This is a genomic window from Candidatus Hydrogenedentota bacterium, assembly GCA_019637335.1.
Lineage (GTDB): Bacteria > Hydrogenedentota > Hydrogenedentia > Hydrogenedentales > JAEUWI01 > JAEUWI01.
Genome location: JAHBVV010000027.1, coordinates 89,239 through 101,269, shown reverse-complemented (window position 1 = coordinate 101,269; position 12,031 = coordinate 89,239). Strand labels below are relative to the sequence as shown.

Here is a 12,031-nt window from a genome sequence, read left to right as displayed (position 1 = left end):
CGCTTACGCGGCCGGGGTGGTTGGGGCTCGGGAGCCAGTCCCCATGGCGGCGCTTTTGCGGCCGGGGTGGTTGGGGCTCGGGAGCCAGTCCCCATGGCGGCGCTTTTGCGGTTTGAGTGTTTTTTGTTGCGGGTACAGGCACCCTCGCTTTGGGGTGATCTCTACCGCTTACGCGGCCGGGGTGGTTGGGGCTCGGGAGCCAGTCCCCCTGGACTCAGTTTGCGGGCGCGCTGGGGGGGCCACCAGACGCAGGCGGCGCGTCCGAAGAGGTCGCGTTCTGGGATGAAGCCCATAGTGCGGCTGTCGATGGCGCCTTCGACGTCGGGGCAATCGCTGATGAGGAAGAGGGCGCCTTCGGGCACGCGGTTTTCCGTTTCGGGGGCGCCGTGGCGGGCGTAGCGGTGCAGGTTGTCTTCCAGGGGGCGAATTGGGGTGGCGGCCCAGGCGGCGCCGTTGAGGGGGGCGCCGTTGACGCGCAGTCGATCGCCGTCGATGGCGACCTCTTCACCGCCGAGTGCGGCGACGCGCCCGATCAGCAGCTCGTGATCGTTGCGGGCTTCTCCGGCGGGTCGGTAGAGCACGAGATCGCCGCGCCGGGGCGCGCCCCAATGGCGGATCTTCCAGAGAGTGAAGGGGACGCGGAAACCGAAGGCGAGGAAGTTGATGAAGAGGTGGTCGACGCCGTTGCGCGCAGCGTTCAGGACGGGCCAGGAGCGTCCGGCGAAGAGGCGGACGGCGGTGTAGCCCGCGAGCAGCAGGAGCATGCCGTTCCACCACCAGGAACTTGAGAAGCCGGTGAAATCGCGCCATCGCGGGGGTGGCCACCAGATCGAGGCGACCCGGCCCACGATGTGCTCGTTGGGCAGCCAGCCGAAGTAGCGCCCGTCTCGGCTGTGCGCGCTGTTGTCGCCGAGCACGAGGTAATGGCCTTCCGGGATCCGGGAGTATTCTGGTTCCGGGAGCACGCCGTAGCGCATGCCGTAGCCGGAGGTATAGAAGGTGTCCGGCGGCATGAAGTCGGGGACCTCCAGTGGCTCGCCATCGATGTAGACGCGGCCGCCGCTGATGTGGAACTGTTCCCCGGGCATGCCGACGATCCGCTTGACGAGGGTGGGATGTTCTGCGTCGGGCTCCACGGATTTGAACACGACGATGTCCCAGCGATCGGGAGCTTTTCCATACCAGATGCGCTTGTTCAGGAAGGGGTATCGGACGCCGTAGATCCACTTGTTGACGAAGACGCGGTCGCCTTTGCCGAAATTCGGGTCCCCGTGCAGCGTGGTCTCCATCGAGCCGGAGGGTATGCGGTAGGGCTCGGCGATGGGCCAGCGGATGAGGAGGGCGAGGGCCAGGGCGAAGATGAGGCTCTTGTTCCAATCGCGCGCGGCGTCGGCGGTCATATAGCCCAGCGCCCACTGGATGATCCCGAGAAAGAGGGCGGCGACGGCGGTGTAGTAGAGCCACTCCGGCGGTTCAACGACGCCGTAGCGCCGCGCAAACAAGAGGGCGCCGCCCGCGACGGTGAAGGTCGCGCCGACGATGCGATACGCGCGCGACGCGGGCGTGTGTTCGGTTGGCTGCGGGGCCTCGGGACTATTTTGTGCAGGCGTCTGGCCCATGGGCGCTCCTGGGATGTCGGGGATGCCCCCGAAAGCCCCGTATCATAGCGGAAAACGCGGCGGATTTCGAACCGCCGCTTGCTTGATACGATTGCGGGCGCTGCGCGTGGTCAGTACACCTCCGGGACGAAGGTCTGGTCACTGATGGGCGGGCGGACGTAGCTGGTGTCGATGACGCGCTCGGGCAATTCGATCGCTTCGGGGGTCAAGTCCTCGTACGGGATCTGGCCGAGCAGGTGGGCGATGCAGTTGAGGCGCGCGCGCTTTTTCACGTCCGCGTTCACGACGAACCAGGGGGCCTGCTTGATGTCCGTGTGGTTGAACATATCGTCCTTGGCTTTCGAGTACTCGACCCACTTTTTCAGCGAGGCCAGGTCCATCGGGCTGAGCTTCCAGCGCTTGGTGGGGTCGGTCAGGCGGGCGCGGAATCGCTCCTCCTGGATTTCGTCGCTGACCGAGAACCAGTACTTGATCAGGATGATCCCCGAGCGGATCAGCATGCGCTCGAATTCGGGGCAGGTGCGGAAGAACTCGTGTAGCTCCTCGTCGGTGCAGAAGCCCATGACCCGTTCGACGCCGGCGCGGTTGTACCAGCTGCGGTCGAAGAGGACCATTTCGCCGGCGGCGGGGAGGTGGGGGACGTAGCGCTGAAAATACCACTGGCTTTTTTCGCGCTCGGTGGGCGTGCCCAGGGCGACCACGCGGCAGACACGGGGATTGAGGCATTCGGTGATGCGCTTGATGGCGCCGCCCTTGCCGGCGGCGTCGCGGCCCTCGAAGATTACGACGACTTTCAGTCCGCTCGCCCTGATCCATTCCTGGAGTTTGACCAGTTCGACCTGGAGCTTGCCGAGCGCCTTTTCGTAGTCCTTATTCGAGATGGACTTGAGTTCGGGGCCGGGCTGTTCCTCCCTTTCGCGCTTCTTTTCGTGCTTCTTCTCTTTCTTGCTGCGTTTCTTGTCGTTCATGGCGTGGTTCCCTTTGCGCCGTTGTTAATCGACTATTCCCACCAGATTGCGTCCCCATTGAGCGTTTCAGCGCGATCCCTGCCGTAGGCCGCGGCCGGTGGCGGCAGGAAGTCTCCGGTTTCATTCATCCAATTCCCCAGGGCCTTTTGCAGCGCTTCCACGCGTTCCCGTTGCTCGGGTTGACCCGCCAGGTTGTTCCACTCGCCTGGATCCGCCTCCAGGTCGTACAGCTCCACGGGAGGCCGCGAGGTTGCGTGGTACCAGCGGAGCGGGCCATCGAGCAGGTCCTGTTTTGCGAGTTCCCTGATGGACTGGAAGCTCGGCGAGCGCAACAGGTCGAGGCTCGGGATACAGCCCACGTCGAGGCGGTAGTTCTGAATGAGTTTGTAGCGGTCTGTTACGACACAGCGCACGGGATCCCAGTTGTCGTGCCAGTTCCGCTCGGAGAACACCATTTCCCGGACCGATTCGGATTCGCCGCGAAAGAGTGGGAGGAGCGAATGCCCTTCCAGGGACTCGGGGGCGGGCGCGCCGGCGGCATCAAGCCAGGTTCGCGTCAGGTCCATCAGCGACACGAGCGCGCTCGACGTGCGCCCCGGCGCGATGACGCCCGGCCAGTTGGCGATCAGCGGCACGCGAATACCGGGCTCGTAGAGCGTGGCTTTCGCGCGGGGGAAGGGCATGCCGTTGTCCGCGGACATGACGACGAGCGTGTTTTCGCGGAGGCCATTTGCTTCGAGGAGCGCGAGGATTTCGCCGCATTCGCGGTCGAATCGCCCGATTTCATCATAGTAGAGGGCCAGATCCTGGCGTGTTTCGGGGGTGTCGGCCAGGAATTCCGGCACATCGAGGGCTGCGGGGTCGTGGGGCGGATCCACCGCGCCCGGCGCGTAGTCCCGGTGGGGATCCGTCGAGCCGAACCAGAGGAAAAAGGGCTGGTCCTTCGGGCGCTGCGCGAAGAATTCCTCCAGCGGCGCGCGGTGGTTCCCGTAGTAGTCGAAGTCCTTCTGGATGTGGTTCTGGTGGACTTTCCGGAGCGCGCCGGTGTGGTAACCCGCCTGTTTCAGGAGGCGGGGGAGGTTCGGGACGTCCGGCGTGACGTTCTGGTGCAATCGCGAGGCATTCACCGCGTGGGGCGTTCGCCCGGTAAGGATGCTGGCCCGGCTCGGACTGCACTGGGGGCTGGTGACATACGCGCGATCCAGGCGCAGGCCCGTTGCCGCGAGGGCGTCCAGGTTCGGCGTGCGGATCGCGCTGTTGTCATAGCAGCCGAGATCCGGGACGCTGTGGTCGTCGGAGAAGAGAAACACGATGTTCGGGGGGCCGCCGGTGGGTTCCGCGTGCGCGGGGCTGGCTGTGATCGCGGCGGCGCCCAGGGTTGCTCCGAGGAACTGGCGGCGTGACAGGGACATGGCGGGGACACCCTCCTTTGCAGCATGCTTACCGGGCACTATAGTGGGCGCAGGAGGGGCGGCGGTTCAAGCGGGCCGCTGGAGAGCTGGTGCAGCCGTTATTCCAGCTCTTCCCGCCGGTATTCCCGGGCGTATTTTTCGCGCATGCGGATCTTCTCGGTCTCGCGGTCGTACACCGCCTCGGCGAGGGCCCAGGCGCGGTCTTCCATGGTGTCCTGCTCCATGGCGCGGTTGTAGGCGGATTCGCCGATGTCGAGAATGTAGAGCGCGGTGAGGAGCTTTTCGTGGCGGTGGTGCAGGAGGTAGCCGATCCTTTCGGCCAGGGCCTCCAGCAGGAGCTGGCGGTTGAGATCGTAGGGCGAGACGCCGAGCGGCGCGATTTCCCAGTGCGCGACGAGGGCCTGTTCCGCCTGTTGGAGGAGGCGATCTTCCATCAGGCGCTCCGGGGTTTGGCGAACTGGGATTCGCGCATCCAGAACCAGTATTCGTCGCGTTCGAGATGGTCCTCCAGGCGGCCGGGATACCCGAGGGTGCGCGCGTGATCGGCCTGGCGCGCGCCGGAATCGCCATTTTCCATCGCCGCGATCTCGCCGAAGACATACGAGAGCCACGCGACTTCCGGGGCGAAGTCCGGATAGCCGCCGATGTCGGGCCAGATGGCTTGTCCGGTTTGGGTGAGTATGCGTGTATCGAGGCCGGGGTCCACCTCCGCCAGCACCTGGATAAAGGCGTCGCGATCACCTTCGCGGCCCCAGCCGACGACGGCTCCCGGGGCGATGCCCGCGATCTTGCGCCGGGTCTCGGCGAGCAGGGTGTCGCGCATGGCGTCCAACAGCGCGCGCAGGCCGCCGCAGTCGTCGCGGGCGCGCATGATTTCCGCGCGGAGGAGTTGCGTGCGAAAGTTGTCCGGAAAGGGCGCGATCATATCGAGAGCATCGTCCGTTCGCCCGCAGGCGCAGGCGGCGCGGACGGCGGGCTCGAGGACATGCTCCAGGGCGTCGGGCATTTGCTGGCGCCAGGCCTTCAGCAGCGCATCCGCGCGCGGTGCGTGTCCCTGGCGAATCCAGAGATCCGCGAGGCGTCGCACGGCTTCGTAGCCGGCGCTGGCGCCCCGCACGGAGAGGGCCTTGGAAAGCTGCTCTTCCTCTTCCCGGCGATCGCCGGCGCAGTGGAAGTAGGAGGCGAGGGCGAGATGAAAGGCGTAAGGGCTTTCCTCTTGCCCTTCACGGAGCTTTCGCATGTGGATGGCCTGGTCGTAGCCTTCCAGCAGCGAAATGGAGCGCATCTGCGCGGCGATCTCCGCCGGGGTGGGGCTGGGGTCCGGGATTTCGCGCGGGTGGAGTCCCAGGCTGTCCATCAGGCTCAACACCGCGACGCCCAACTCCTCGTAGCTGCGCCATCGTTCGCGCGGGTCCTTTGCAAGGCAGCGCCGTATCAGGGCGTCGAGCGCGGGGGGACAGGCCGCGCCCATCACCTCGCGCAGGGGGCGCGGCGGTTCCACCAGGTGCATGCGCTTGATCGCCAGGAGGCGCTCGATGGTGCTGCCGCTCGGCACGATGAAGGGGGGCAGGCCGGTCAGGCATTCGTAGAGGCAGCAGCCGAGGGCGTAGATATCGGCGCGGAAGTCCACCTCGCCCGCTCGCGTAAACTGCTCGGGGGCCATGTAGGCGGGGGTGCCGAAGATCGTGCCCGCGTGCGTGATGTCCTGCGGCAGATCGGTGAACAGATCGGACTGCGCCCACTGCTCCAGGCTGTCGTCCGCCAGGGCCTGCGTGCGCACCAGCCCGAAATCGGTAATCTTGACGATCCCGTCGGGGCCGGAGAGCAGGTTCTCGGGCTTGAGATCGCGGTGGACGAGTCCGGGCACGGCGCGGGTGGCGTGGCACATGCCCTGGCAGCACTGGTGGGCGACGTCGAGGGTTTCGGCCACGGAGAGCGGCCCGCGCGCGAGGCGCTGCGCGACGGAGTGTGCGCCGTGCTCGTCGGAAGGCACCCACTCGATGAACAGGCAGGGGGCGGCTTCGATAATTTCGAGGCGCTCGGCCCGGACGATATTCGGGTGGTCGCCGGCGAGCATCCAGGTGCGGGCCTCGCGGACGAAGCGCCGCAGGAGGTAGAGCTCGCGCCGGAAGCGGCGCTGGAGGGTCTTCACGGCGTGGCGCCCGCCGCGATCGTCCTCCACGATGAAGACGATGCCCATGCCGCTGGAGCCCTTGCCGCCGCGAATCTCCACGATCTCGAAACGGTCGTCGAGGCGGTATCCCAGATGCCAGTTCTCCGCGATCTCCACCACCTGGGGGTCGCCGACGATGAACGTCGAGATATTCGCGTGCCCTTTTTTAAGCAGTTCGGTCTTCTGGTCGTGCGCGGCGATCGCCTCGAATAGCTCGGGTCGGGAATGGTGGGGCGGGGCCTCGTTCTCGGGCGTGTCGCCGATCATTGCGGCGGGCCGCCGTTCAGGCGTCGCCGGACGCGCGCTTTGCGGCGTCGAGGCTGTCGTAGATGTCGAAGAGTACGGCGAAATTGCTCACTTCAAAGACCTCGGCCACGAAGGGACTCAGGTTGCAGAGTTTCAACGGGCGCTGCTGGTTCTTCATGGCCTTCATCAGCATGAGGAGGACCCGAAGGCCGCTGCTGCTGACGTATTCGACGCCCGCGAGGTCCACAATGAGGCCCTGATTCTCGTTGTTCAGCACATTGGTAAATGCCTGTTCCACCTCGGCGGTCGCCAGTTCGTCGAGGCGACCGACCAGGCTCAATAGGCTGGCGTCGGGCATGGAATCGCGGGAAATCTGCATGGGTCCTCAATCATTCGGGCCGGGATTTGGGTATGCGGGCAGTGTAGCGAATTTTGTTTGCCATGGGCCACTTTGCGATTGTTCCCGGGGTACAGCCACCGGCTGGTTTGGGCTTGCTTGCCAGCCGGACGCAGTCCCCCTGGGCCGGATGCAGTCCCTTTTTTGGGGTACAGCCACCGGCTGGTTTGGGGGTGGATTGCTGCGGGTGTGGGCTTGCTTGCCAGCCGGATGCAGTCCCCCTGGGCCGGATGCAGTCCCCTTTTTTGGGGTACAGCCACCGGCTGGTTTGGGGGTGGTTGCTCCGGGGGTGGGCTTGCTTGCCAGCCGGATGCAGTCCCCCTGGGCCGGATGCAGTCCCCTTTTTGGGGGTACAGCCACCGGCTGGTTTGGGGGTGGTTGCTGCGGGTGTGGGCTTGCTTGCCAGCCGGATGCAGTCCCCTTGGGCTGGATGCAGTCCCTTTTTTGGGGTACAGCCACCGGCTGGTTTGGGGGTGGATTGCTGCGGGTGTGGGCTTGCTTGCCAGCCGGATGCAGTCCCCCTGTTTGCTTGAAATTCTCGTTCGGCATCCATCAGGATGCCCGAAGCACCAACGAGGAGGCTACCCATGTCCAGCACGTCCCGCCCGCGCGGCGTCAGCCGCCGCGCGTTTATACAAGCTGGCGCTTTTGGCGCCGGCGCGGCAACTCTGGCGCAATCCCCGGCAACCGCCGCGCCGCGCGCGCACACGGCCCGGCCGAACATTCTGTTTCTGATGTCGGACCAGCACCGGGGCGATTGCGTGGGGGCGGATGGGAACGCGGCGATCCACACGCCGAACATGGACCGGCTGGCGCGGGAGGGGGCGCTGTTTCGTTGCGCGTATTCGACGACGCCGACCTGCACGCCGGCGCGGGCGGCGCTGCTTACCGGGATGAACCCGTGGAACCACGGTATGCTCGGGTATTCCAAGGTGCCGGAGCAGTACCCGGTCGAAATGCCGCGGGTGCTGCGGGACGCGGGTTACCACACGCTGGCGGTTGGGAAGATGCACTGGTCGCCGCAGCGCGGCGGGCACGGATTTCACAACCTGATCCTCGACGAGGCCAGCCGCGAGGATTCCCCCGAGTTCCGCAGTGACTACCGGGCCTGGTTCGCTTCGGAGGCGCCGAATCTGGAGGTGCGCGCGACGGGCATCAGCTCGAACTCGTACCGGGCGGCGCCCTACGCGCTGCCGGAGGCGCTGCACCCCACGCACTGGACCGGGGAGGTCGCGCGGCGCTTTATCGAGACGTACGAGCGCCCGGAGCCTTTCTTTCTGAAGGTTTCGTTTGTGCGCCCGCATTCGCCCTGGGATCCGCCGAAGCGCTGGATGGATTTTTACCAGGACAAGAAACTGCCCGCCGCCCATGTCGGAAAGTGGGCGGAGCGCTACCGTCCGCGGAGCGATGACAGCGAGAACATCTGGCATGGCGACCTGGGCGCGGATCAGGTCCGCCACTCGCGCCAGGGGTACTATGGCAGTGTGTCCCATGTGGACGAGGAGATCGGTCGTGTTTTGGAGGCCCTGGAGGCGCGCGGGATGCTGGAGAATACGCTGATCCTGTACACCTCCGACCACGGCGACATGACCGGCGATCACCACCTCTGGCGGAAGTCCTACGCCTACGAAGCCTCCGCGCGTATTCCGATGATAGTGCGCTGGCCGGAGGGCATGGTGGATGCGCCGCGCGGCCAGACGCTGCGTGTGCCGGTCGAGATCCGCGATATCCTGCCTACTTTCGCGGAGGCGGCCGGTGCGGCGATTGAACATCCGATTGACGGTCGCAGTTTGATCGACGCGATTCGCGGCGCGGACGACTGGCGCCCATGGATCGACCTCGAGCACGATATCTGCTACGGCGAGCGCAACCATTGGAGCGGGCTCACGGACGGGCGGATCAAGTACATTTTCCACGCGTTCGACGGGGAAGAGCAACTGTTTGACCTGGAAAAGGATCCGGGCGAGATCCATGACCTGGCCGGCGACCCGGCGCACGCGGATACGTTGCACACGTGGCGTGAGCGATTGATTGCGCACCTGGAGCATCGGGGTGAGGAATGGGTGAAGGACGGCAAGCTGGCGCTCCGGCCGCAATCGATCCTGAAGTCGCCGAATTATCCGGTTTGAGGGGGGAGTACCGTCGCTCTTGACGCGTGGCGACAACCTGGAAGGTCGACCAGCCTACGGCGGACTTCCAGCCCACGTTGGCGCCCGATGGTGGCAATAGGTGGATGCGACCAAGGGACGGACTCGCGCCGGTGGGCTTGGGTTGGTATCGTCGGATGGGCGTCCATGGATCGGCGCGGGCGTTGTCCACGTGAGCCGCAGGGCGCGTGCCCGTCCCGGTTGAGGTAGGCCGCGGAAGCTTGATGATGCGGGGTGGATTGGCGCTACCCCGGCCGGGACGTACCCCCGCATTGGCGGCGATTGCCGTTTGGAATGCAGGTGTTCGTTTGACGCCACCGTGCGCTTTCCAGGATCGCGCGTTTGCGCGCGGGTACGTCCCTTGTCTGCGTGGGCTCCACAGGGCCTGAAGGCTGCAGGGGTGTACCGAATCAGGGCTATGTGGTCTTGTTTTAATGTTGTTTGTGCTTCGATTCCACGTTGGCTCCTCCGGGCGGCTGTTGCCCGTGTGCTGTAAGGTATGTTGTGTCAATAATTTACGTAGTTATTAGATTTTGGCACGAAAGCCGCTTTGCGTTGGGCATGCGCGTCGCGCAGCAGTGAACGCAGCAACAACCGAGTAGTTTGGATATAACGAGGTCCCTGAGCAGGGGACGGAGGATTGAACGATGGCTGAAATTACGATCAACGACCTGAACGAAGAGTTTACGATGACCGAGGAAGAAGTGAGCCAGGTGAAGGGCGGCATTCTTATTGGGCTGCTGCTTCCGGCGGTCCAGAAGGTCCGCTAGTCCCGACGCCGGGGCCGCGCCCACCGCGCGGCCTCGATTGAATCCACGAGCGCGTAATAAGAGATTAACCAGGTCCCCGTGCAGGGGACAGAGGAAAGAACCATGGCAGACATCACGATCAACGACCTGAACGAAGAATTCACGATAACGGAAGAAGAACTCCAGCATGTCAAGGGCGGGATTGGCCTGCTGCTTCCGGCGGTGCAGAAGGTGCGCACGGCGTCCATCACGGACGGCACGTCGAACACGTTCCTTCTGGGCGATGGCTCGGTGCGCACATTCTAATTCGGGCGCGGAACGAAAATAACCACGGAGGACGCCGCCATGGCCCAGATCGAAATGAATGAACTGAAGAACGAAGTGACCCTGAGCGAAGGCGAACTGACGGATGTGCGCGGCGGCCTGCTGCTTCCGGCGGTGCAGAAGGTGCGGGAGGCGGCGGCGCGGACGACGACCACGGCGGCGCTCGGCGACGGTTCGGTGCGCACGATCCAGGACAACATCACCGGCTTCTAACGGGAGCCCGCGGGGATACTGAGGAAGCCGCGCCGGGGGGCGCGGGAAACGAAACGAGGAGGTCAACACCATGGCCCAGATCGAAATGAACGAACTGAAGAACGAAGTGACCCTGAGCGAAGATGAACTGAGCGGCGTGCGCGGCGGCCTGCTGCTGCCGGCGGTGCAAAAGGTGCGCGAGGCGGCGGCGCGGCTCGAATCGAGCAACAACCTCAAGCAGATCGGAATTGCGTTGCACAGCTACAACGACGTCCGCTGATTTCCGCGCGGGCCAATGGCCCAGGCGCGTTCGAGATAGATTTGCGGGGCCCCGGTTAACGAATCGGGGCCTCGCCTTGTATTTCGGGGCGAAAAAAGTGATTGACGGCCCCGCCCGGATGGCCTACACTGAAGCGGAGGGACGATTCGCAACGGGATGCGGCAGGAGGAGGACATTCGCCGCCGTCTCAATTGAAATGCGAGGGTCCCGGCCGCGGAGGAGACTATGTGGGCAATGCCGTAGGGGAGTATGCGGGTGGACACGATTCCTTCACCAGAACGGCTGTGGCGAACGCGGGTTCTGGCGCGCGGCGCTTTTTTCATGCCCTGGCGTGTCTCGCGGCGGTAATCCCCTGCGCGGGATTGAGCGGGTGCTTCCTGTTTTTTGACCCGTTGGCCGAATGCGGGCCGGATCCCGCGGAATGGATCCGCGCGCTGGCGGAACCCGGCGCGAGCGACTTCGGGCGGACCATCGCGCAGGCGAGCAACGGTGATTTCCTCGTTGGCGGGTTTACCTCCATCGGGGATTCCGCCTACGACGTGTTGCTGGTTCGGACGGATACCGCGGGCAATCCGAAATGGCGTCGCGTATTCGGGAGCGATGGTGAAAGCGAGCGCGCGGTTCGGGTCGCCATCGCGCCCGACCGGGATATTCTGGTGCTTGCCACCATCGGTCACGCGTACGACACGTTTCAGCAGGCCGATTACTACCTGATTCGCACCGACCCCTCGGGGGAAGCCCGGTGGGAACGGCGCTTTGGCGGCGATTACAACGATGTGGCCGCAGACATGCTGTTAACCGGGGATGGCCCCCTCGTACTCGGAACCGCCGACCTGGCGGGGGACGGCAACTTCGATATGCAGCTCGTGCAGCTGGACCAGGACGGCAACGCGCTCTGGTCGGCGGCGTACGGCGGCGACGGAAACGAACGGGCGATCGGCCTGGCGCCCTCCGGTGATGGCGGCTTTGCGCTGTTGGGTGAATCGGCGTCCGCTGGCGTTGGCGATCCGGAGCTGGTTCTCGTGGCGGTGGACGCCTCGGGGGACCAGCGCTGGAGCCAGTCCTACGGCGCGATCGGGGAGCGCGATGTGCGCGCCATCCAGCCGGTTCCCGGCGGGGGATACATGGTGGCCGGCCACGAGCGCAACACCCCGTACCTGTTGAAACTCGACGCGTCGGGGGCTGTGGCGTGGGAGCGGCGCCTGCGGGTCGATCTGTTCCGTACCGTCGAGGCCGTGGCCGCGGCGCCCGATGGCGGCTTTATGCTCACGGGGATGAACGCGGGGTTCTGCGGGAGCACGGCCCACCTCACCCGGACGGATGCGCAGGGCAATGTGCGCTGGACCCGCAACTACGCGCCGCTGTTCGGCCTGGCGGGCGGCCATGGTGTCATCACCGCCCACGATGGCGGTTGGGTCCTGGCGGGCGACTCCAGCGAATACCTGCTGGAGGGCGGCCAGGAGCAGACCGTGCTCTACCTGGTAAAGGTCAACGCCGATGGCTACTGACACCTGTGTGCGCAGA

The 12,031-nt window shown here is 65.2% G+C and carries 10 protein-coding genes and 1 pseudogene; 5 read left to right on the top strand and 6 right to left on the bottom strand.

Annotated features, from left to right (window positions below; translation table 11 throughout):
* Nucleotides 1-161: 161 nt before the first annotated feature.
* The 6 genes from lepB to KF886_21980 form a co-directional block, all read right to left on the bottom strand.
* Nucleotides 162-1,619 carry a signal peptidase I gene (gene lepB / locus KF886_22005; protein ID MBX3180033.1) on the bottom strand — a complete coding sequence of 486 codons (1,458 nt, stop codon included), beginning with the start codon at nt 1,617-1,619 and terminating at the stop codon, nt 162-164.
* Between the two features lie 110 nt (nt 1,620-1,729).
* A complete protein-coding gene (gene ppk2 / locus KF886_22000) occupies nt 1,730-2,587 on the bottom strand; it encodes a polyphosphate kinase 2 (GenBank protein MBX3180032.1) in 858 nt (285 codons plus the stop codon).
* Between the two features lie 32 nt (nt 2,588-2,619).
* Nucleotides 2,620-3,999 carry a sulfatase gene (locus KF886_21995; GenBank protein ID MBX3180031.1) on the bottom strand — a complete coding sequence of 460 codons (1,380 nt, stop codon included), beginning with the start codon at nt 3,997-3,999 and terminating at the stop codon, nt 2,620-2,622.
* A gap of 98 nt (nt 4,000-4,097) precedes the next feature.
* Entirely contained in the window at nt 4,098-4,433 is a 336-nt protein-coding gene (locus KF886_21990; GenBank protein ID MBX3180030.1) for a hypothetical protein, read from the bottom strand.
* Entirely contained in the window at nt 4,433-6,439 is a 2,007-nt protein-coding gene (locus tag KF886_21985; GenBank protein ID MBX3180029.1) for a protein kinase, read from the bottom strand. The genes KF886_21990 and KF886_21985 overlap by 1 nt, the downstream gene beginning before the upstream one ends.
* A gap of 16 nt (nt 6,440-6,455) precedes the next feature.
* Complete coding sequence (locus KF886_21980; GenBank protein MBX3180028.1) at nt 6,456-6,797, bottom strand: STAS domain-containing protein; 342 nt, start codon at nt 6,795-6,797, stop codon at nt 6,456-6,458.
* A gap of 605 nt (nt 6,798-7,402) precedes the next feature.
* Between KF886_21980 and KF886_21975 the strand changes: the two genes are divergently transcribed.
* The 5 genes and pseudogenes from KF886_21975 to KF886_21955 all read left to right on the top strand — a co-directional run bounded on the left by KF886_21975 (nt 7,403) and on the right by KF886_21955 (nt 12,015).
* Entirely contained in the window at nt 7,403-8,944 is a 1,542-nt protein-coding gene (locus KF886_21975; protein MBX3180027.1) for an arylsulfatase, read from the top strand.
* Nucleotides 8,945-9,834: 890 nt separating this feature from the next.
* Complete coding sequence (locus tag KF886_21970; protein MBX3180026.1) at nt 9,835-10,017, top strand: bacteriocin; 183 nt, start codon at nt 9,835-9,837, stop codon at nt 10,015-10,017.
* A gap of 39 nt (nt 10,018-10,056) precedes the next feature.
* A complete protein-coding gene (locus tag KF886_21965) occupies nt 10,057-10,248 on the top strand; it encodes a hypothetical protein (GenBank protein MBX3180025.1) in 192 nt (63 codons plus the stop codon).
* Nucleotides 10,249-10,333: 85 nt separating this feature from the next.
* A pseudogene (locus KF886_21960) lies at nt 10,334-10,498 on the top strand (DUF1559 domain-containing protein).
* A gap of 236 nt (nt 10,499-10,734) precedes the next feature.
* Complete coding sequence (locus tag KF886_21955) at nt 10,735-12,015, top strand: hypothetical protein (protein ID MBX3180024.1); 1,281 nt, start codon at nt 10,735-10,737, stop codon at nt 12,013-12,015.
* The last annotated feature ends 16 nt before the right edge of the window (nt 12,016-12,031 follow it).

Coding starts and splice junctions, on each gene's coding strand:
- lepB (MBX3180033.1), bottom strand. CDS start 1,619: ATGGGCCAGACGCCTGCACAAAATAGTCCCGAGGCCCCGCAGCCAACC.
- ppk2 (MBX3180032.1), bottom strand. CDS start 2,587: ATGAACGACAAGAAACGCAGCAAGAAAGAGAAGAAGCACGAAAAGAAG.
- KF886_21995 (MBX3180031.1), bottom strand. CDS start 3,999: ATGTCCCTGTCACGCCGCCAGTTCCTCGGAGCAACCCTGGGCGCCGCC.
- KF886_21990 (MBX3180030.1), bottom strand. CDS start 4,433: ATGGAAGATCGCCTCCTCCAACAGGCGGAACAGGCCCTCGTCGCGCAC.
- KF886_21985 (MBX3180029.1), bottom strand. CDS start 6,439: ATGATCGGCGACACGCCCGAGAACGAGGCCCCGCCCCACCATTCCCGA.
- KF886_21980 (MBX3180028.1), bottom strand. CDS start 6,797: ATGCAGATTTCCCGCGATTCCATGCCCGACGCCAGCCTATTGAGCCTG.
- KF886_21975 (MBX3180027.1), top strand. CDS start 7,403: ATGTCCAGCACGTCCCGCCCGCGCGGCGTCAGCCGCCGCGCGTTTATA.
- KF886_21970 (MBX3180026.1), top strand. CDS start 9,835: ATGGCAGACATCACGATCAACGACCTGAACGAAGAATTCACGATAACG.
- KF886_21965 (MBX3180025.1), top strand. CDS start 10,057: ATGGCCCAGATCGAAATGAATGAACTGAAGAACGAAGTGACCCTGAGC.